Genomic DNA, 20,687 nt, shown 5'->3' on the forward strand with positions numbered 1-20,687 from the left:
GGCGCCGCGACACTCAAGCACTGGCACATTCTCCGGAAGGCCCGCTGCTCACCAAGCCGCCTGACCGCCATCGTCCAAGCCATCCTCACCCTGCACCACCAGGCCAAATGAGGTTGGAATTAGCTCATGGATCATTCGGATCTGTCCCACGCAACCTTGATCGGTACGACCTTGATCGGTACGGGCCTGGCCGATGCGAACTTGACCGGCGCGGACCTGACCACCGCGAACTTGACCGGAGGCACATCCTTGACCTGCTCGAACCTCACCGATGCGAAGTTAGGCAGTGCGGATCTGCACGGCGCGGGCCTGGTCGATGCAAACCTGGCAAGGGCGGACCTGTCTTACACCGACCTGAGCAGCGCGGAACTGAACGGCGCCAATCTGAGCGGCGCGGACCTCAGCGGCGCGAACCTACGAGATACGGGGATGACCAAGACCAACTTGATCAGGCAGAAGGCCACGTTCAGCAGCGACACCCAGTTCGGCCACCGCTAACAGCAGCACCGATTGGTGGCAGCGCGCACGGCCGCGGCGTCACAGGCCTGCTCGATGGTCCAGCTGGTGTCGCCCAGGTCCCGGGCGGCCTTGGTAGCAGATCGATGTCAACCATCGAGCCACGTTCGACGTCTTGTGCCGTCGATCGATTCCGACAGCCACGCCCATGGGTGGATCGTGTGCTCAGTTCCCGCCGCCGATGGCGTGGCGACCGGCATGCCGGTCTGGCAGGACGCAGAGGCCACCTGAGCGGGACTTGCGTTGGCAGTAGCCGGCGAGGAATATGCGGCTGCTGCGGTAGTCGTCCCAGGCCACCCAGACGACGAACCCGCCACTCTCCGCACCGAAGGCGACGTGCCTTCCAGGATGTTGGTGCTCGTGAGTGCAGCGCAGGACCGGTTCCGGGCCGTTGATCACACACAGCCGGCCGTGGCGCCAGGGAAGACGGACCAGTTCGGCAAGTTCGCTGTCGGACAACTCGATCGAGGCATGGCACAACGGAACCGGCACATCGAAGTCCAGAGGGAACTCGTCACGGGCGACCAGTCCAGAGGCATTCATAGTTCACTGATGATTGCGCCCGGCAGATGCAACAGCCCGTCACCTACAGTTGCTGGCGTGTCTGCGCTATCTCATGTAACCGTTGACAACTCGACCCAGCGGGGACGAATGCTCGCAAACACTGATATACGGCACGATCTGAGGCGGTAGCGCATTTGCGTGATGAGTTGCGTTTGAGATGATCTGCAATCGCATGTGCGTATTCTTTTGTGGCGTGCTTGATTTTGCCAGCGGGCTTGCTCGAGCGATTTCCATGACACTTTGGAAGTAGTGGAGGGTATTCGCGTGCTGCATGAGCGGGTAAATACTTGGAAGTGATTTGGTGTCGTGCGGTCATGGAGGACCCCGCGCCTCGAGGTTCTAGAGACGCGGCATTATCTCACTCCAGGAACTCCTGAGAGCGGGAGGCGATGAGAAGCGCTAGTGATCCGGGTCGTGACGAATCCCCCAGCACAGGGGAGCCGTGCTCCGTTCCTGTTACGGCAGCGGGACGGCGTGCCGTGGCTGGCGAGGGTCTGCGGTTCGAGTGGACGATCGCCGTCGCCGAAGGCGATCTGGCTGACCATCTCGAGCGCGCGCAGACACGAGTGATCAAAGAGGTGGTGGAATGGGCGAACGGGCAACAGCACCCCTCCCGCTCGACATCTTCGCGAGCGGCAGACGGCGGGAACGCCGAGGGAGGCTGACAGAGCTCGGTGGTGAAGGGCTCCTCTCAGGGCCGTTGCGTGTCGCGTTCGTCGGGCGCACGTCGACCGAGGACCGGCAGGACCCGACGCTGTCCATCCCCCGGCAGGTCGGCAGTTGCCGTGCCGTCCTGCCTGACCACGCCGTCATCGTCGCGTACTACTACGACATCGAGTCTGGCCGCAAAGCCCTGGATGAGCGCGGCCGAGGCCATGGGCATGAGCGTCTCGCCATCCCGGTCCCGCGCGACGGAGGCATCCAGGATCTGCTGGAGGATGCGTCGAGCCCACGCCGCGGGTTCGACGCGGTGATCTGCGAGTCGATCGGGCGGATCGCTCGCCGCACCTACGTCGGCACCCTCATCGAGTACCGCCTAGAAGAGGCGGGCGTGGCGCTGCTGGCGGCCGACGAGCCGTTCACCTCCAACCGCAGGCGCGCGACTCAGATCCTGACGCGGCGGGTGAAACAGAGCGTTGCCGAGTGGTACGTCCTTGAACTGCTGGAGGAGTCGTGGGGAGGGCTGGAGACCCACACCGAGCAGGGCTACAACATCGGCAAACCGCCCTACGGCTACATCGCGGACACGATCCCGCACCCGGTGCCCGCCCGCAGAGCCGAAGGCGCCTGCAAGCACCGGCTCCGCCCAGACCCGGTCCGCGGGCCGGTGGTGACCCAGTTGTTCGCCTGGCGTGTGGCCGAACGGCTGGGTTACAAGGCCCTCGCCGAGCGGCTCAACCACGACCTGGACCGCTACCCGACGCCGGTCCCGGTCGACCGCAGACGCACGGTTGGGCACTGGACGCAGTCGTCGGTCCGCGACATCCTCACCAACCCCAAGCACACCGGCTACATGGTGTGGAACCGCCGTGCCACCAAGACCGGCAACGGCAGAGCCAACCCGCCCGAGGCGTGGGTGTGGTCCAGCACCCCGACCCATGAACCCTTGGTGACCAAGGACTGCTTCATCGAGGCCCAGAAGGTCGCCGCGATCCGTCAGAGCTCCCGTAACGCCGGCGGCGTCAGCTCCCACCCGAACGCCAAGCGCAGCTACAGCCTTCGCTCCTTCCTGTTCTGCGCCTGGTGCGGCCGGCGGATGAGCGGCAAGGCTCCCCGCGGCACCGTCTACTACGCCTGCGCCCCGCCCAAGGAGCGCACGCCCGAGGGCCATCCCAATACCATCAGGCTCCGCGAAGACCTGATCATCGCCGAGCTGTCGGACTTCTTCGCCGACCACGTCTTCGGCCCGCACCGCCGACACCCAGATCCCGCGCCGGCGGGCGCCGCAGCCCGCCTCCGGTCGACTGAGCTGACCAGCGACCGTGCCAGCCTCACTTCCCAACACACGGCGCCGGAGCAAGACCAGCATGCGCCACAACCAGGGCTGCTCGCCACGCTGCCATCCAGCCGTATCGACCTCGGCCTGGTGCCCGATGCGGACCGGCGACGACTGTTCGAGGCCGTGCGCCTGAGGATCGACTTCGACCAGCGCAGCAGAACCTGTCACTTCCAGATCACCCTCACCAGCAGGTGAGCTTCCGCCCTCCCTATCTCGCTAGGGGCCAGACGGCCGACGCTTTGAAGGGGGCAGATGCTGCCGGTATCGGAGCACAGGCAGCGGGACTGAATCCCGGGCTGGCGGCGTGCGATGGATCGAAGTCGATCTCGACCTGGACCACGTCGCATCCTGGATGGTAGGTCACCTTGAGGCCGAGCCGCTCGTACAGCCGTTCCCTGGCACGCGGATCGGCGTCGGCGATCGCCGACCGCAGTGCGTCGACTCGCCGCACCAGGTCGGCGGCCTCGTCCTCGCTCAAGGCTGCTGCTCCTGGTGCCCTCACGCCGCTTGCCGTCTTCTCCGCTGCGGTCGTTCCGGTGTCGGTGACCTGTGGTGCAGCCGCAGGGGCATCATCGCCGGCCTCCGGCGCGGCCGGATGGCGCGCGAGCCTGGACAGGGGCGCTGCGACCTCGCTCCCCGCGGCTTCCGGCACCGCGTGTGTCACCGCCGCCAGTGCTGGTGCCGGGTGCATCGCTGTGACCGCTCGGGTGATCCGGTGGGGTGCCAGGACAGCATTCAGCCAGCGGTCCAGGTCGGGCAGGAGCCGGTCTTCACGAACGTAGACGCCGTGGGGGTGGGTGAGCCCGGTGGCGTGCTGGTCTTGTTTGGGTGGCCGGCACCGGTAGTAGTTCGTGGCGTTGCTGTAGTGGGCGTGCATCTTCCGGCCGCAGATCCCGCACCACACCACCCCCTTCAGCGGGTAGCAGCGTGTGCTGGAGCGGTGCCTCGGCTGGTGTGCCCGGGGGGCGTGGGCGAGTTTGTGTTGGGCGCGTTCGAAGACGTTCATGTCGATGATGACGGGGTGGACGATGTTCTCGGAGAACACCCAGGTGTCTCGCGGGTTCCATCGCAGTTTGGTGGTGTGCCCGAGCGCGATGTCGTCGACGTCGAGGAGGACTTCGTCCTTGCGCTGTTTGTTCCACACTTGGTAGCCGGTGTAGCGCGGGTTCTGCAGGATGGTGCGGACGGTCGGTTTGGACCAGGCGGCACCCGATCGGTGTCGGTTGCGTGTGGGGTCGTGGGCGGACGGGCAGGGGATACCGTCGCGGTTGAGTCCTTCGGCGATGGAGTGGTACCCCCGCTCGCGGAACCCGGCAAGGCCGACGAACTCGGCGAAGATCCGCTGCACGACCGTGGCCGCCATCTCGTCGACGACCAGGCGCTGTATGCGCTTGCCGTCGGCCGCCTTGGCGGGGTTGGGGTGGGGGCCGGCGTCCACGAGCCTGTACCCGTAGGGCGGACGCCCGCCCAGGAACCGTCCCTCGGTCGCGGTGATCGCCGCCATCGCGGAACGCACACGGATCTTGATCCGGTTGCGTTCGCCCTTGGACAGGCCGCCGAACACTCCCATGATCATGTCGTGGGCCTCGTTGGCCGGGTCGATCGGCCCACCGACCTCGGGAACCCACAACGGCACACCAAAGTGCTCGAAAAGCGGGAACGTCAGCGAGTACTGGTTGCCGTAGAACGCGCGGTGCGGCTCTCCCACGACAACGGCATCGAACCCTCGTGCGGGCTTCCTGAGGTCGCCGAGCAGCGCTGAGGCTTGCGGGCGGCGCTGCCACGGCACTGACCGGGACTTGTCGACGTCGAAGAACTCGGCGACGACCGTGCCGCCCGCCGGGTCGATGAGTCCATGAGCGCGGCGGAGCTGCCATGCCCGCGACGCGGCGGGGTCCTGGTGGTCCTCGGTGGACACGCGCCCGTAGAAGGCGAACCGAACCCGCGCTGGTGTCCTCGCCATCCGTGCTTCGCCCTCGACCCGGTGGTCTTCACGGTGTTGTCGCGCCGGTGTCTCGGTATCGGTCTGGTCCCAGACTGCGACGTCCGCGTTCACGATGTTCCCCCCCTGTTGTGGGACGTGGCGCGCAGCGTTCCTTGGTCGCCCGTCCGATGCGCTTGATGGATACAGCGTCTTTTCCCGCACTGGAGCGATGGAGCTACATCTACGTGAAATTTTGCAGCGATCAGCAACTCGAAGGAGGCTCGGATTCGAGAACGCCATACGAGCCACCCGGATGGCCAAAGAAGAATTCCCTTGGGGACGGCAGTCGTCAGCACAAATGGGCAAAATGTCACCTCCGGGCCAACAGTCTAGGTGGCGATGGCAGGTATGATAACAGGGAACAAAATCTCTTCACGTGCCTACAGGAGCCTACGGACAACTCCTACATGGGGTACTGGGAAGAGAAAATGAAAGGGGCTGTCGAAGGTAATAAGCAGATCGTGGATTATCGAGTCACGCTGATCTATCGGGGCAGACAAAAGAGGCCTATCGAGATCCACATGCGGGGAAGCAGGGTTTATAGAAACGGCATGCCAAGTCAGCTATACTTTGACCGGTGCATTACGACCAGGGCAAATGGAACGGATCGGCAAAATAAGAATGGAAGTTGCTGACCTCGAAGCATTGATAGGCCCGCCGCGGAAGCGCCCCCCGGCGGTGGACTGGCGTACGCTCGAGAGCGGAATGGGCCTGACGTTCCCAGCCGACCACAGGGAGCTCTGCGCTAGATACTCTAGCCTTCACTTTGATGGTCTCCTGACCTGGGTAAATTCAGGTCTATGGGAACCTCGCGCCACTATTCAGGGAGCGAAGGACGAATTGGAGTTTCTGCGTCAACGGAAGCTCAATTTCTCGGAAATGACATTGCTTGACGATCAAGGGCAATGGTCGAAGCGCCCCGCCTTCCCGGTCTATCCGGAACCCGGTGGACTGTTGATGTGGGGTAACACGTACAATGCTGATCATTGCATGTGGCTGACGGATCCGGATCCAGAAAAATGGACGATAGTGATCGAGAACGGAAACTTCTGGCACTTCCATGGCGGGTTGCTGGATTTCCTTGTCGGCATTCTCGAAGGAAGCGTGCGTTGTCCACTTCTTCCAGAGGGCTGGCCATCCTCTTTTGCCGTAGAGGAGATAGAAGGGTAAGCCTTCATGCATGAAGCAGCGGCGCCGGCCAACTCGCGGCGAGTGGTGACGTTTCTGCACTTGGAGCCCGCTTTTCTCCGGTTCCGGGGCGATTGTGGGCGTGCCGGATCGGAGGTGGGGCAAGAAGGAGCGCCCGAAAGGCGATGCCGCGGTGGGTGATGACCTGATCTGGCCGATCGGCGAAGTCGTGGGAACTCGCTGGACAGCCTTGACCAGTGCCACCGCAAGATCGGGGAACCCTGTATGGTGACATGCCCGCGGGACACCTTGAGGTCGGATTCGCGGTGCCGCTGGGTCAGCCCCGCCCATGAGCCCAACGGCTGGGGCCGGTTGAACCGGCTAACATCATCGATCTCGGCGACGATGACTGCGGCCAGGAGCGTGCTTCCCCGGCAGTGCCTGGATTGCGGCAGGTCGAATTATGGCGGACCCGGGTAGCCGCGGGGCAGGCTATCTCCCGTCTCGCTGATTTCGCTGAGCCTGGCCGGCAGCACGTTGACTTCGTGCACCACTCGCCTGGACGTGGCCAGGCCCGGGTGGGGCCGGTCAACCGGTGGGCCGCGTGGCACGTCTCATCGGTATGGTGAGCGCTGATGAGACCTCTGGTGCGTCGGGAAACGTACAGAGCAGCGGTACTCAGGCCACGGAGGACGGTCCACCAGAAGCAGGCGGAGGCAAGGACCCAGGCCGGCCGGTACTCGTCTCGGTGATCAGTCTGGCAGGGGTGCTTCTTGCTGCAATCATCGCACTGATGGGTGTGTGGGCCAGTGCGCAAATGGCTAGGGACGCCACGGCCAGTCAGCAGAAGAATCAGATAACCGAGGAGCGTAAGCGCCTCGCGATGGACAAGCGTCTTGAGATCTATACTAAGTTCAGTGAGGAAATCTCTCGCTGTCACGCCAAGATCGTGGACATCGCCGATAATCCTGCCAAGGGCAGAGTAGCCAAGCGGGATCGGGATGCGGCGTGGGAGCCCACCACGATCTGCCCCGGATTTCAGCGGCAGTTCACACAGATGGGCATCTTTGCCAGCGAGCCGGCCTGGCAGATTGCGACGAGAGTAAGGCTAACACTGGTCCTGCTGCGCAGTGAGGCCAACTCGGCGCCCTCGGACGAACTCGACTGCACGGGAGCCAAAGTTCTTCACTGCACCGAGCAGGCGCGGGCGCTTTATCAGGAAGAGCTGGAGTTGCTGAACGTCATGTGCCGGGACCTGGCCCCGGTGCCGCGGAGCAGTTGCTTCGCTCACGCGTCCCCAGCCCCGCCCAGATCCTGAAGACGCCACGGGTACGAGCGCCCTCGCTGAAGAGTTGACAGCTGAGGCCCTGCCAAGGCCGCGTTTGGCCGCGCGAAGGTGAATGGCCAGGTGCTTATATCGGCGGCTGAGCGGCACGACACTTCTCAGGCCTTGACCACCGCCGGTGGGCCGTCTGGCTGAACGCTGTCCCGTAATGGTGGAGGTTGCGGCCGGGCATGCTGCCGTTAATCTGCTGCCTCATGGCCAGTCAGCCGACCGCGTCCCGAGAGAATCCGGCTTCACGGCGTTGTGGCGCCGGTGCCTCGGCGCCGGTCTATTCCCAGCCCGTGAAGTACTCATTCACGATGTTCCCCCTGGTGCTGGCCGCGGTGCCCAACAGCACTCCGCCCGATGCGCTTGATGACTGCAGCCTCGATTCCCGTGTCGAAGCGATGGAGCACCCCGTCGACGCGTTCTGTGAGCGCGTCATGAGCTTCAGCAGGGTGACAGACCTGTGCCTGCGGGGGCAGGCAGGTCTTGGTTCTCGGGCGTGTCCGCCGCGTGCCGCAGGACACTCGCGGTGTTCACCGCCGCGTCCGATCGGAGTTGTATGCGCCGCCTCGCTGTCCTGGCCGTTGTCACCGCTGCCGTCGCGAGCACGGCGGCTCTGGTCCCGGCGGCTGAAGCCGTCCCGCCGCCCCCGCCTGGTGCGGGCACGGCATACCGGCATCTCGCTGTCCTCACCGTCGCCGCCGAAGGGTCTGGCAGCGGCTACGACCGGGACAAGTTTCCGCATTGGGTCACCGTCTCCGGGACCTGCAACACCCGTGAGACCGTCCTCAAACGCGATGGAGTGAACGTCAAGACCAACTCGTCGTGTGCTGCGGTGTCGGGCATGTGGCGCAGCCCCTACGACGGTGCCGCCTGGACCCGCGCGTCCGATCTGGACATCGACCACATGGTCCCGCTCGCCGAGGCGTGGCGGTCGGGTGCCGCGGCGTGGACGACCTCGCGGCGCCGGGCGTTCGCCAACGACTTGGACTCCCCGCAGTTGTGGGCGGTCACCGACAACCTCAACCAGGCCAAGGGCGACAAGGACCCGGCCGAGTGGACACCGCCGCTCGCCGGGTTCCGGTGCAGGTACGCCAGATCGTGGATCGATGTGAAGTACCGCTACCGCCTCACGGTCGACCCGGCGGAGAAGAGGGCGCTCACCCGCCTGCTCGGCACTTGCTGACACCTGAGCCGGTGGAAGGGTTATCCACAGAATCCGGCTCTACTGCGGGCCGTGGCCGCAGCGATTTAGCGTCGCGGCATGAACACGATCGAGCCGGTACCGGCGCTTGCGCAAGGCCACCACGGGTCCCTCGCCCCGTTGGCGCTGCTCGCCCGCAGGCTCGCGGTCTTACCGCCCAGGATACCGGGGGAGACTCCCTGTCCCCGCGGGTAGAAGGTGGGCGCTGGGCACGCTGCCCAACGAGTCCCGCAAAGTTGTTCAAGCCGTTCGGCGACACCGCTGCTCAGGGCCGTCATCGCTGTCGCTGCTCCGGCCGTGGACGCGATGACGGCCTGTCATCGCGGCTGCTGGTGCTTGGCGGTGAACTGTGCAGCCGGCGCTGGTCTTCTCCGCCGCCTTAGGGGCGCCTGGATGACTTCGTCATGCCGGACGACTCACGATGGGGTGGCTCTGGGGGGACGGTGCTCGGCCGAGGGTCTGCGTGGTCGAGGCGGCTGGTGTTGAGAGTGGGTGTGTTCGCTCCCTCCTGTGCCAGGTCAGGCGCTGCTGGCCGAGGCCGGCGACACGATTCTTGCGCGATAGGGGGTTGGGACGTTGGGGGACGTCTCAGCGGCCGGGTGGTCCTGAGACCGCGTGGTGGGTCAGGGTGTGGTCCGGGGGTCCTTGGTGCGAGGACGGTCATGCGGGTGTGGGTGGGGGAGTACCGGGCGTCGATCTACCGGGAGAGGGAGAGCTGGACGGGGGCGATCTCGCTGGGACTCCGGGCGGACGGGCGACGGTGCCGGTTGAAGCGCAAGGCGCCGACCCAGCGGGCGCTGATGCGCAAGCTGGTTCAAGCGGCCGAGGACCTGGCCGGCGGGGTCCGCGCCGAACGCCACTACACCGTGCAGACCGCCGCCGCGGACCTGCTGAAGGCGCTGGCCGGTAGGGGACTGGCGGACACTACGGTGCAGACCTACCGCACACTGATCGATCTGCACCTGGCCCCCCAGCTCGGGCGGGTGCCGGTGCGGGCCTTGTCGGCCGACCAGGTCGAGCAGTGGCTGTCCGGCCGGGCCGAAACCCTGACCACCAGCACCCTGCGGATCCTGCACGGGCTGCTGAGACGGGCGCTGCGGCGCGCGCAACGGCACGACAAGGTCGCCAGGAACGTCGCCGAACTCATAGACACCCCACACGGCCGGCCCGGACGGCGCTCACGCTCACTCACACGTGACCAAGCGGCCGCGCTGCTGGAGCAGGCGTTGTACGGCGGGCACCGGCTGGGCCCTTATGTGGCGGTGGGACTGCTGACGGGCCTGCGCACCGAGGAACTACGGGCGCTGCACTGGCACCAAGTCAATCTAGACGCCGGGACCGTCCTGGTCACCCGGTCGGACCGGTTCGGCGGCGACACCAAAACCCCCGGCAGCCGGCGCGGGCTGCGGCTGGCCGACCTCGCCGTGCACGCCCTGATCACCGCCCAGACCATCCAGGCCGCCGACAAACGCACTGCCGGCACCGCCTACCAGGAAGGCGGGCTGGTGTTCGCCCATCCGGACGGCACAGCGCTGACCGCCGCGCAGGTCCGCGAGCGCTTCCGGGCGATGACGCGGGCGGCAGGCCTGGGGGAGTCCTGGTGCCCGCGGGAGCTGCGTCATACGTTCGTCTCGCTCCTCAGCCACGACGGGCTCGCAACCCAGAAGATCAGCGACCTGATCGGACACCGCAGCACCGCAGTCACCGAAACCGTGTACCGGCATCAACTCCGGCCCACGATCGAAGACGGCGCCGAACGGATGCAAGCCATCTTCACCGGCCAGCTGAACGCATCCGCCTGACCTGCTGTCGGTACGAACATCCAGACTAGGCCGGGCACTGGCAAAGCCAACGGGGACGGCCTGCTCTACCTCGTCTTGGACGGCACGAGCATCCCGATCGACCGAGTGAGGGCCGACCGGCCTTCTGTTCCGGCAGTCACAGGAAGCACGGCATGAACCTCCGGCCATCGCCTCTCCGGACAGGACCATCGTGTGGGTGTCGGGGCCGCTGCCCGGCTCCGTCCACGACCTCAAGGCCGCCCGCATCTGGGGCCTGGTCCGCAAACTGGCCGCCTCCGGGGTCTTGGTGCTGGCCGACAAGGGCTATGTGGGAGCCGGCCCGCACATCAAGACGCCCCTACAGGGGCAAGAACAAGCCCGAGTCATGCAAGGACGCAACCGCGCCTACGCCAAGCTCTGCGCACCGGGCGAACGAGCCAACGCCCGATTCAAGAACTGGAAGACCCTCACCAAGTGACGTCCCGCACCGAGCCGGTCACCTGGCCAAGGCCATCCATGTCCTCCAAAACCATGGGCTCAACGCACGTTGGAAAAAGATTCGGTGTTACCAACTCGGTGCCTCGATTTCCACGGGCGGCTGGTCCAGTTCCTGCCGCACCACATCGAGGCGGGCGGCGAGTTCGGGTGCCGCCGCATGCAAGGCGGCGAGGTCGGCACGTAGCTGGAGGGCCTGCGTCCATTGGACGGCTCGGCCGTGCTCGAGGAGGTCGACGCTCTGGTTCGATCGGCCGGCCAGCAGGGCGGTCGCGGCGGCGTCGCTGGCCAGGCCGGTTGAGCGGGTCAGCAGGCTTTCCCGGTGGTTGCGTTCCAGCCCGTGCCAGGCGACCATCGGAAGCAGGTCCACGGCCGCTGCGTACCCGTCGGCGGCAAGCGCCTCCTGGCCGGGCAGGGATGCGGCCAGGGCCGCCCAGTTCTGTGCCGCCTCGAAGCGCTGGGCCGGGGTCGCGATCCGCAAGCCGGCGGCTGCGCGCCAGGCCGACACCGCCCGGATCGCATTGTCGTCGGCTCTCCCGTGTTCCTGCATGAGCGTCTCGTGCACATGGCCCAGGTTCGATAGGACACTGAATCGCCACGGATCGTTGTCCGGCACGTGGTCGGCGGCCTCCCTGATGAGCGCGGCCGCCCGTTCGAGGTCGTCGGGATCGTGGGACCACGCGAATCTGATGCGATAGCAGTTGCCGAGGTTGCTCTGCAGGTAGCTCCGCTTCGGATCGTGTGGGCCGAACAGTGTGAGTGCCGTGTTCATGTGGTCGATCGCGGCGGTCAGGTCCGCCTGCTGCCGGGTGGCGTGGAACCGGGACGACAACGCCGCCCCGAGGTTGGCCACCATCGCGGCCTTCGCATCAGGTGACCGGTCCAGGGCGGCCTGGAAGCAGCCGACGGCCTCGTCGAGATCCGCAGCGCCGTTGTCGGATGACGCGGTGTACAGCGCCCGCGACGCCAGCGCGTTTCCGAGGCTGTTGAACAAGGCGGCGGTCGCGTTGTCCGGGCCGACTGACGTCACAGCGTCGCGCGCGAGTTGGATCGCGAGATCGATATCGGCGGCTCGGCGGCGCAGCTCGAACCGGGCGCACAGCGCGTCGCTGAGGCCGCCGATGGCCCTCATCCGGGCGGTGTGCCCCTCGGGGAGCAGCCCGGCCGCCGACCTCAGCGCCCGGATCGCGCCGTCAAGGTCAGCAGCGTCGCCCGTGCGGCCGAACCTGTGCTTGTAGGCGTTGCCCAAGTTGCTCAGCACGGGCACGCGTGTGGCGGCGGTCCCCGCGGCGGCCTGCGCGGCAAGCAGCGCGTCGATTGCCCGGCTCAGATCGTCGAGCTGGCCGAGTTGCCGGTAACGAATGCGCAGCGCGCCAGCTAGGTTGGACAACGCCACGGAGCGGACTCGGTCGTCGTCGGCGTTGTCGACCGCGCGTTGCGCCGCGTCGATGGCCTCGTCGACGTCGGGCTTCTCCGACGAGGTGAAGAAGCCCACCAGCGTGGCACTCAAGTTCGACAGCAAGCTCGCATCCCCCGGCGCCAGCTCGACCGCCGCCCGGGACAACCGTACGGCCTCGGCCATCGCATTGGTGTCACGGTCGAGTTCGGCCACAGAGCTCAGGGCACCGCTCAGATGCGACAGGCAACTGGCCCGCTCGGGATCGTCGGGCGCGGCCGCGTCGACCGCAGCTCGGCCGAACCGCACGGCCCTGGCCAAGGCCGCGCGGTCGCCGGTCCATTCGAAGCGGATGCGCAGCAGGTTGCACAGCCCCGACATCCACCTGACCCGGTCGGCGCCTTCGGTGGCCGCCAGCGTCTCGTTGGCCTCGATCGCCGCGTCGAGATCGGTCAGGTTCGTGGTCGCCTCGGCCAGCACGGCCAGCGTGGTGGCGTATCTGGTCGACAGATCGTCGGGGCGCGGGAAATGCTCGGGCAGCGGCACGGCAGCGGCCTCGCGAAACGACTCGGCGGCCGTGCGCAGCGAGTCCGTGTCGCCGTGGCGGTTGAACCGCATGCGCAGGGCGGTGCCGAGGTTGAACAGGGCGATGGCCCGGAGGGGATCGTGCGGGACGTAGCTGGGAACCGCGTGCTGCAGCAGGGAGATCGCGCGCATGAGCGCGTCCGGATCGTCGGAGGAGTTCAGGCCGCTCAGAATGTCCATCGCCTCCGTGGCCTGCCGCAGGTGCGGCACACGGTCAATCAGCAACCGGGTGACCTCGTACGGGACCAACTGGGGCGCCGCCTTGTACAGAGCGGTGAACAGGTCCACCGCGATGCGTAGATCGTCGTCGCCATGGCCTGGCCGCGCTTGGTGCCGTAGCCAGTACAGCGTGGCGACAACGAACACAACTTCCACCGGAACATCGCCGTTGGGCCCCTGGTTGTCTTCCCAGAGTTGCTTGGCCTCGGCTACCGCTTGGGGGGCCAGCACAGCAGACCGATCGCCTTGGAACTGAAATGCGTCGAGCCGTCGTGCGAAGGCCATCAGTCGCTCGTCGAACATGTCATCCCCCGCAGGTGCTGACCGCCTGAACCGCTGACGCGGTGGTCAGGTCTGTGGCGATCTCGCCGGCCGCTGTCTTGAGCACAAGGGTGCCGCGGTCGACACGGACGACCGAGCCGCACACGACGCCACCAGGTGTGGTGATCCGCAGGGCGGGTTTACCGCGCTCTGGGCCGTACCAGGTCGTGGCGACCGCAGCGACCAGGAACGCCGCGCAGACCAGGGTCAATGTGACACCCCGCCGCAACACCGTCGCCGCGACGAGCGCCTCGAGATGGTCGGCCACCCGGCCCGGCGGAAGGGTTCCGGCCGAGGCAAGGGTCGGCCGACCGTGGGCCGCGCGGATGAGCAGCAACGCCCCAGCAGCACCGGCGAGCAACGCCACCAGCAGCAGCACACCCACCACGACGGCCCACCCCGGGGCCAGCTGACCGATGTCGGCGCGGCCCTTGATCAGGCTGAAGCCGGTGAGCGCGGCGAGCAGACCGCCGAGGCCGTTGCGCCAAGCCACCGCCGCCTCGCGCACCCGGGCTAACTCCAAGCGCAGCAAGCGGTCATGCTCCCGGGCGCGCAGCAAGTCGGCCGGGGTAGCGGGGCCGGGCCCGGGACGCAGCATGCCGCTCACGAAGGCCACGCCGGAATGGTCACCGTCCAGTAGGCGCCGCACCCGTAGCGGCCGTCCGGCCGGTTGGCGTGCTCCTCTTCGCAGGTACACATCATTGGCTCGACCTGATCCGCCGCCGGAACCGGACCCGACCGCCGCCACATCGAGCCGCCGAAGGACCGGTGACGGACGATCTTGCTGACGATGGGAATCTCCAGCGGGGCTCGGCAGCGCGGGCACGGGCCGCGAAGGATCAGCGTGCCGGATCCGACTTCCTCGACGGTGAAGTGCCGAGCGGCAAGCCGACCGTAGTCCTCGTCAGTGATCTCAAGGTAGGGCAACAACTCACCGGGCGTCGTGCCAGCGGTCATGGACACTCCTGTGATCAGGGACCGGTATGCGTGAACGGGGCCCACGCGCTTGACGGAAGCCGACGGACGTCACGCAATTTGCGGATCGCCCAATGTAGAGCGTCGGCGGACCGGGCAGGCTCGAACCGCCCGGTCGCGGTGAGATCGGCGTACACCGCGGCGGCCACGTCGGCGGCCACGTCGTCATACACCGACCACAGCGTGCCGATCACCTGCCGGTATCCGGTGTAGTGCAGCGCGGCGGCCAGAGTGATCGCCTCGTCGGACAGAGCGACCCCACCGGTAGCCGTCATGCACGCCGACAGGAACGCGAACTCCCCGCTGTGCCCTCGCGCGCTGATCTCGGCGATGCTTAATGTGCGATCGTGCAGCAGCAGGCCGCCCTGGGACGGGTCGAAGAGGTCCTGGCCGCCGTGGCAGCAGAAGTGGGCCCAGCGATGCCGAGGCAACTGGGCGCCCACTGCGTCCGCCGTGGCCGAATCGCCCTCCAGCAACGTGTTACGGCCAGCGAACACCGAGGTCAACAGGTCGCGTTCGCGTGCGACATCGGTGAGCGGCACCGCGTCAGGGGTGTCTGGCAGCGCGACGATCAGCATGCGCTCCTCGTCGGGCGCCGGGTCGAGCGGCCGCCGCGCCTCCAGCAGAGCACGCAGCGTCGGCGTATAGGACGACACCGCCCGTTCCAGGACCGCCCGTCCACTTCCATCGTGATACCCGGCGGCGTGCAGCGGCAGCAAGGTCAACGCTCCGGTCGGGCACCACCACAGCCGCGGCCACCGCTGTCCGGGCGCGGGCGACCCGACCAGACCGGCCGCTGTCAAAACCGGATCGGCGATCTCGTCCCACAGCCACGCCAACGCCGCGTCGAGCGTGCGATCCCGGTCGTCGATGGCACGCTGGTACGCCAGTTTCGCCTCGGTGTACCGCCGGATCGCGGCCGGGCCGTGTTCGCCGCCGCCGTAGCGCTGCCAGGCCGCCTGCAGTTCATGGAAAGCAAGGTCCACCTGCCGCAGCACCCAAAGATGATCGACGGCCTGCTCGACGACGGTCTGAACGGACAGGTGGGGCAGTTCAACAACCCGCACGCCGCCGGTGCCAATGATCAACGCGTCGCAACGCAACTGGCTGAGGTTGACGATGGCGATCTGACCGTCGGACGCCGCTGGCAGTAGCGTTTCCAGGCGTGGTGGCCGAAGAAAATCGACAAACCCGTCAAGCCTGCGGACCTGCTCGACGAGAGTGTCCCACTCCCGCGCCAACGCCATCCGTCGATCCACCGCACCGGAAAGGTCGACCGGGACATCGGAGGGCATGTCACATCACCAGTTCTGATCGCCGGGGTGCGGTCGGCTGAAGTCCTGGCGGCGGTGCTCCAGCCGGGGTGTTCCAACTAGAATAAGTAACAAATTTGATCCAGTCAGTCTACTTCGCTAGGGTCCGTGGTCGCCTGGATAGGCGCCTAGTTATGTTGAAGCGGCGCTGACGGCAGTTCTGGCGAGTGTAGATCTTGCTCATGAGAATCGTATTGAACAACTCCCAGCTCAGCTCAGCTCTGCGATTGCCGGTGCGTGGTACGAAAGTGTCCGATCAGGGAGAGGAGCGCCTGCCCGGCTGTGGGGCGGCCGTGGGGTGACGGGTGCGGCCCGGCGAGTCGCCCTTGGGTGCGGTGCCTTGGGCGGGCTTGGCGGCGGCGCGTCGGGCGGCTCGACTGCGCCAGCGGGTCGGGTGCGCGGACCAGACCGCGGCGGTTAGCTCGGTGGCGAGTACGTGCTCGGGTTTGGTCGAGGGTCACTGCGCCAGTGGGTGCCAGTGGGCACGAGCGGGGCCGGTCGGCAGCCGTGCGCTGCTTGGCCTGGGGGGCTGCGACGCGGGCGCGGGCGGCGTCCGGCTCGGCCCACACTGGTCTCCCGTCACCGACTCCCTCATGAAGCTGAAGCTGCGCTCACGGCCCGGCATCGATCTCGCCGAGAACAGCGGCAGGGCGATCGCCATCGAAGATCGCCGTGTCCGCGCTGGTATTCGCCTACGCGAGCGAGCACAACTACCTCGACGGTAAGGCCCAGGTCGGTACCCCTGCTGGAGACCGTCCGCTTCATCACCGCCCAGTTCGAGGTGTGCACCCGTCGCACCACCGATCGGGAAAGGTCATCCTCACCGGCTACCGCACATGCGGGGCGTCCTGCGAAACCGACGACGGCGCCTTGGACGTCGACATGACCACTCAGACCTTGAAAAGACTGCCCCCAGCGCGGGTGGAGGCGCCGTGAAAATGATCATCCTTCGCGTGAATCTGCCGTGCTCGGCTATCCGGAAGGCTGTAGCTCAGAGGGGTTTTCTTAGTACCCCAGTCACTCGATCGAAGTCGAACATACCGCCCTCGAATCGGGCACCACTGCCTACGTATCGCCTGCCTCCCTTGAACGGGGCGCCGCCGAAGTGGAGCATGCCGCCTCGCACCGGGTACCGCCGAAGTCGACTGGGCCGTTCACAAACGGGCATCGCTGCTGGCGGCTGGTGCCACGACCGGCGGTACCGCGAAACTGCTCCACCAGCCGATCCCCGCCAGCCGCCTGATGCTTCCAGACAGCAGAGACGGCGGCGAGGGTGAGGGGCGCAGCAGCGACCACCCTTGAGCGGCGCATATGGTCCTGCCTTTGACGTGTGCAGTGTGGCCCGCGCGTCCATTCGGACGTAAGCGTGCCGTCAGGGTCCGGTATCCAGTGGGTGGGCTGGCTCGGGGCTGCGGCGCTAGGCTGCGGTCCTGCTCATCTGGCGATGAGCAGGACCGGAGTGTGCCGCGTAGTGGGGATCAGGCAGAACCCCGCAGGTTCTGAGCGGTGATGAGGGCGGATCGTCCCAGAGCCAGCCGGCTGAGCCTGAGGCCTGGCATCGGTGGACACCAGTCAGTGCCCGGTGTTGTAGGTCGGGGGCAGCCAGAGGTAGCCGCTGGCTCGGGTCTCCTTGTGCCTGATATTGATCGGTCGGTAGGCGGCGGGGTTGATGAGCCCGGTCGCGGCGGCGTGCCGGTAGAGCTCTTGGGAGACCAGCATCGCCAGGTCAGCTTCGGGTGCCTCTTCCAGGCGCTGTTTGAAGGCCGAGGCTTCCAACAGCCGGAACAGGTGTATCAGAGGTTGGCCGAGAACCCCATGCTCGTCGTGATGTACCTCGCCCACGTGGACGGCCATCCGTAGCCTGAGACGCCCGAGGTCGTTGGCGAGTCGGTTGGAGCGGCGCAGCAGCGCAGTGAGGTGGTGGGCGAGGGGATCCAGGATGCCGGCGGGGCGTATCTCGGGCGGCATGATGATCAGGGCGCCGTCCCCACGGTCCTCGTGGTGACAACTCTGCCAAGGCAGGCCGAACATCTCGCAGGCCTTCTGCAGGTGCTCGTACAGCTGTTTGCGCAGGAGCCGTTGGGCGTCGGCGTCGCGCCGCTGGTCACCGAACCGGGGGATGTCGACGCCGATGAGTGTGGTGTGCATGATGTCTTCTCGCTCGAAGTGTGGGTGGGATTGCGGAACTGAGGAAAGGGCCCGATCGAGCGGTGGTCCACTGCGGTGGGCTACCCGTCGGCGGGCGGCTGAGGATCAGTCGAGCATGGACTCGTCGGCCCAGAAATCGATGAGCTGGTCGGTGGTGAGCTCCTGAAGCAGTGCTGCGGGCAGCGTCCTGCCGGTTTGGAGAGACCGCATGGTGATCAGTGACAGCGCGGCTCGCGCGTCGTCCAGGCACCTGGCGCCTGTAGCGGTGACCGCCGAGCCTGCCGGGTGGGAGGCGTCGGGGTCGGAGGCGGCGATGAGTCGGCGAAGTGGCGAGGCAGGGCAGGACAAGGCGGGTCTCCTCGGTGCGATGGATAAGGTGCCCGTACTCGCCCGGGGGCTAGGCCGGGGCTGCGGGGATGGTTCATCCTGACGGCCGCAAGGAGGCCCACGCCCCCTAAACAGTGGTTCTCGGATGTTCCCGGATATACCGGCCAGTATCCGAGCCGTGTCCGGGAATCCCGACCATTCGGTCATTCGCTTGATATCGCTGCCGCGCAGCCTGTTGAGTGATCCTCAACTGGCTCGACTGGTGTGTGTCATGTGACCCGCTATCCTCTGGCGCGCTACCGCTATGGTCACGACAAGGCGGGCGGGCGACTGGAGAAGATCGGACAGAATGTGACAAAAAGTGACCAGGGAGAGCGGTACTCCACGGTGGTGGCCCTGCTGAATCGCGATCGCGATATAGCCGGTAGACCCCCATTCGCCGAGATTGAGCGCATTTCGTCCGCATTGACCGGCCGGACGGTGTACGGGGTGACGGTCCAACAGGTCCCCCGCGCGACCGCGAACGACGTCATGCGCGGCAAGCACACGAGCCGGCTGCGCTTCCCGGTGGTGGCGAGCCTGTGGGCGGTGATGCACCACATCGCTGCGCAGCGCGGTATCGACATCCAGGCGATGACGCCCTGGGAAGAACTCGACCACAGCTTCCACCAGCCTCGACCCACGGCCACCGCATCCACCGCGCCACCCGAATGGCGGCATGCGCGGCAAGAGTCGGCGTCACCGTGCCAGGCGCCGGCGGGTCGGCCCGATCAGGCATCCGGGCGCGGCACCGGCCTGACCTCCTGCGACCCGCTGGCCGCCAGCGTAGGACCGGGAGCGCCCTTCTTCTCGGTGACAGGTGAGCGGCCCACAGGCCAGAGCCCCCGACAGGCCGCGAGAGAACTACTGGCCCGCGTCCGCGCGGAGAAGCAGGTGTGGTGGCACGACTACCGTCCCGTCGTCCCCCACTGGTTCGGGCCCTACCTCACGCTGGAGCGCCTGCTGTCACTGATCCGCGTGTACGCGCCGCACCGCGTTCCCGGACTCCTGCAGGCCCCCGGCTACGCCCGGCATCTCATCACCCAGGACCTGCCCGGCGTCGGCGCCGACGAACTCGCCCGGCGCATCGAACTGCGCCAGGTCCGCCAGCAGATCCTGCACCGCCCCGACGCCCCGACCTACTGGGCCGTGATCGACCTGCGCGCCCTCGGCGAACATGCGGCGCCGCCCGAGGTACTGCGCGAGCAGATCCAGTACCTGATCTCCATGGCCGCCTACCCACACGTCATCATCCAGTTGCTGCGCGGCGCCGACGCCGAACGCGCCGTCCCCGACGGGCCGCTCACCCTGATGCGCTTCCCGGAGACCGCACTGGCCGACATCGCCTTCTTTGAGCATTATGATTACGGCCACTACGTCGACGACTCCCAGACCAGCGAAGAGCTCTCGCTGCGCTTCCACCGGCTCGCTGCCCGAGCCCTGAAGCCCCCCGACAGTGTCACCTGGCTGCTGCACATGCATGGCCAGCTCTAGCCATGACCCGCTGCCTGATGCAATCCAGCTCCCGGTCTGCTGTCATGTCAACCCAGGGGATATCCATCCGCAGACCGAGGGCTCACAATGTTCAGCGACGACCGAAAATGCTGGCCCAAACCCGACAATCCCCCCGACGATGGATGTGGATCTTCCATCAATGCCGATGTTCCCCATTCGGCGCGGGTCTGGAACTACTGGGTCGGCGGTAAAGATCATTTCCCGGTCGATCAGCAGGCCGGCGATGACTACGCGCGTACCTTCCCCGGGATCGTCCCGCTGGCTCGAGCGGGCCGCGATTTCGTCGGCCGCGTCGTCGCCTACCTGACCGCCGACGAAGGAGTCCGCCAGTTCCTGGACATCGGGAGCGGGCTGCCCGCTGACGACAACACCCACCAGATCGCCCAGCGCGCCACGCCCGACGCCCGCGTGGTCTACGTCGACAACGACCCACTGGTCCTGGTCCTGGGCTGCGCGCTGGCGAACAGCAGCCCCGAAGGCGCCGCGGATTACCTCGGCTCCGACCTGCGTCACCCCGAGCGGATCATCACCGGCGCCCGCCATTTCCTGAACTTCCTTCAGCCGATTGCGCTGATGCTGATGGGCGTCATAGGTCACATCCCCGACAACGCCGCCCACGCCACCGTCGCCGCACTACTGGAGGAACTCCCGCCCGGCAGCTTCCTTGCCCTCTACGACGGTACCGCCACCGACCAGGCGTTCATCGACGCCCAGCACGGCTACGATGCCACCGGCGCCACCCCCTACCACCTCCGCAGCCCGGATCAGATCCGCGGCTTCTTTACTGGCCTCGATCTCATCGATCCCGGAGTCGTGCCCATATCGCACTGGCGCCCCGACCCCTCTCC

18 protein-coding genes and 1 pseudogene are annotated in these 20,687 nt (G+C 66.7%); 11 read left to right on the top strand and 8 right to left on the bottom strand.

Features of this window, described 5'->3' with window-relative positions:
• The first annotated feature begins 126 nt into the window (after positions 1-126).
• Positions 127-498, top strand: coding sequence for a pentapeptide repeat-containing protein (locus tag E1284_RS25560; RefSeq protein WP_131942681.1), 372 nt, complete (start codon positions 127-129; stop codon positions 496-498).
• A gap of 183 nt (positions 499-681) precedes the next feature.
• On the opposite strand, the gene E1284_RS25565 is transcribed toward E1284_RS25560, so the two are convergent.
• Positions 682-1,059 carry a hypothetical protein gene (locus tag E1284_RS25565; RefSeq protein ID WP_131942682.1) on the bottom strand — a complete coding sequence of 126 codons (378 nt, stop codon included), beginning with the start codon at positions 1,057-1,059 and terminating at the stop codon, positions 682-684.
• Positions 1,060-1,666: 607 nt separating this feature from the next.
• On the opposite strand from E1284_RS25565, the gene E1284_RS25570 reads away from it, so the two are divergent.
• Positions 1,667-3,274 (top strand): recombinase family protein, encoded by a 1,608-nt coding sequence (locus E1284_RS25570; RefSeq protein WP_131942683.1) that lies wholly within the window; start codon positions 1,667-1,669, stop codon positions 3,272-3,274.
• Positions 3,275-3,287: 13 nt separating this feature from the next.
• Here the strand turns inward: E1284_RS25570 and E1284_RS25575 are convergent, their stop codons facing one another.
• On the bottom strand, positions 3,288-5,135 hold the full coding sequence (locus E1284_RS25575) for a recombinase family protein (protein ID WP_207923952.1): 1,848 nt from the start codon (positions 5,133-5,135) through the stop codon (positions 3,288-3,290).
• A gap of 65 nt (positions 5,136-5,200) precedes the next feature.
• On the opposite strand from E1284_RS25575, the gene E1284_RS44100 reads away from it, so the two are divergent.
• Together E1284_RS44100 and E1284_RS43230 are read left to right on the top strand one after the other, a co-directional pair.
• Positions 5,201-5,698, top strand: a complete 498-nt coding sequence (locus tag E1284_RS44100) for a DNA/RNA non-specific endonuclease (protein ID WP_165965429.1) — start codon at positions 5,201-5,203, stop codon at positions 5,696-5,698.
• Positions 5,661-6,233, top strand: a complete 573-nt coding sequence (locus E1284_RS43230) for a hypothetical protein (protein WP_243714748.1) — start codon at positions 5,661-5,663, stop codon at positions 6,231-6,233. Before E1284_RS44100 ends, E1284_RS43230 begins: the two co-directional genes overlap by 38 nt.
• Positions 6,234-6,457: 224 nt before the next feature.
• Here the strand turns inward: E1284_RS43230 and E1284_RS44105 are convergent.
• Positions 6,458-6,646: pseudogene (locus E1284_RS44105) on the bottom strand (transposase); the annotation flags it as partial.
• A gap of 149 nt (positions 6,647-6,795) precedes the next feature.
• Between E1284_RS44105 and E1284_RS25590 the strand changes: the two are divergent.
• The 4 genes from E1284_RS25590 to E1284_RS25605 all read left to right on the top strand — a co-directional run bounded on the left by E1284_RS25590 (position 6,796) and on the right by E1284_RS25605 (position 10,984).
• On the top strand, positions 6,796-7,509 hold the full coding sequence (locus E1284_RS25590; protein WP_131942686.1) for a hypothetical protein: 714 nt from the start codon (positions 6,796-6,798) through the stop codon (positions 7,507-7,509).
• Between the two features lie 571 nt (positions 7,510-8,080).
• Entirely contained in the window at positions 8,081-8,707 is a 627-nt protein-coding gene (locus E1284_RS25595) for a GmrSD restriction endonuclease domain-containing protein (RefSeq protein WP_131942687.1), read from the top strand.
• A 680-nt stretch (positions 8,708-9,387) separates the two neighbouring features.
• A complete protein-coding gene (locus tag E1284_RS25600) occupies positions 9,388-10,527 on the top strand; it encodes a site-specific integrase (protein WP_165965430.1) in 1,140 nt (379 codons plus the stop codon).
• 190 nt (positions 10,528-10,717) lie between these two features.
• Positions 10,718-10,984 carry a transposase family protein gene (locus E1284_RS25605; RefSeq protein WP_165965431.1) on the top strand — a complete coding sequence of 89 codons (267 nt, stop codon included), beginning with the start codon at positions 10,718-10,720 and terminating at the stop codon, positions 10,982-10,984.
• Positions 10,985-11,071: 87 nt separating this feature from the next.
• On the opposite strand, the gene E1284_RS25610 is transcribed toward E1284_RS25605, so the two are convergent.
• Genes E1284_RS25610 through E1284_RS25625 form a run of 4 tightly spaced genes read right to left on the bottom strand, consistent with a single transcriptional unit; the run spans position 11,072 to position 15,792 of the window.
• Positions 11,072-13,504 carry a hypothetical protein gene (locus E1284_RS25610; RefSeq protein ID WP_131942690.1) on the bottom strand — a complete coding sequence of 811 codons (2,433 nt, stop codon included), beginning with the start codon at positions 13,502-13,504 and terminating at the stop codon, positions 11,072-11,074.
• Position 13,505: 1 nt separating this feature from the next.
• Positions 13,506-14,138 carry a hypothetical protein gene (locus tag E1284_RS25615; protein WP_207923953.1) on the bottom strand — a complete coding sequence of 211 codons (633 nt, stop codon included), beginning with the start codon at positions 14,136-14,138 and terminating at the stop codon, positions 13,506-13,508.
• The gene (locus tag E1284_RS25620; protein WP_131942691.1) at positions 14,126-14,479 is read right to left on the bottom strand and encodes a hypothetical protein; all 354 of its coding nucleotides are present in this window, start codon (positions 14,477-14,479) and stop codon (positions 14,126-14,128) included. Before E1284_RS25620 ends, E1284_RS25615 begins: the two co-directional genes overlap by 13 nt.
• A gap of 14 nt (positions 14,480-14,493) precedes the next feature.
• On the bottom strand, positions 14,494-15,792 hold the full coding sequence (locus tag E1284_RS25625; protein ID WP_131942692.1) for a CHAT domain-containing protein: 1,299 nt from the start codon (positions 15,790-15,792) through the stop codon (positions 14,494-14,496).
• A 443-nt stretch (positions 15,793-16,235) separates the two neighbouring features.
• Here E1284_RS25625 and E1284_RS44110 point away from each other — a divergent pair, with 443 nt between their 5' ends.
• Positions 16,236-16,535, top strand: a complete 300-nt coding sequence (locus E1284_RS44110) for a hypothetical protein (RefSeq protein ID WP_424923506.1) — start codon at positions 16,236-16,238, stop codon at positions 16,533-16,535.
• A gap of 847 nt (positions 16,536-17,382) precedes the next feature.
• Here the strand turns inward: E1284_RS44110 and E1284_RS25630 are convergent.
• The gene (locus E1284_RS25630) at positions 17,383-17,958 is read right to left on the bottom strand and encodes a hypothetical protein (protein ID WP_131942693.1); all 576 of its coding nucleotides are present in this window, start codon (positions 17,956-17,958) and stop codon (positions 17,383-17,385) included.
• Between the two features lie 600 nt (positions 17,959-18,558).
• Here E1284_RS25630 and E1284_RS25635 point away from each other — a divergent pair.
• Together E1284_RS25635 and E1284_RS25640 are read left to right on the top strand one after the other, a co-directional pair.
• Positions 18,559-19,818 (top strand): DUF5753 domain-containing protein, encoded by a 1,260-nt coding sequence (locus E1284_RS25635; RefSeq protein ID WP_131942694.1) that lies wholly within the window; start codon positions 18,559-18,561, stop codon positions 19,816-19,818.
• Positions 19,819-19,905: 87 nt separating this feature from the next.
• On the top strand, positions 19,906-20,687 hold a 782-nt coding region (locus E1284_RS25640), incomplete at its 3' end, for an SAM-dependent methyltransferase (protein ID WP_131942695.1).

It is taken from the genome of Actinomadura bangladeshensis (genome assembly GCF_004348335.1).
Lineage (GTDB): Bacteria > Actinomycetota > Actinomycetes > Streptosporangiales > Streptosporangiaceae > Spirillospora > Spirillospora bangladeshensis.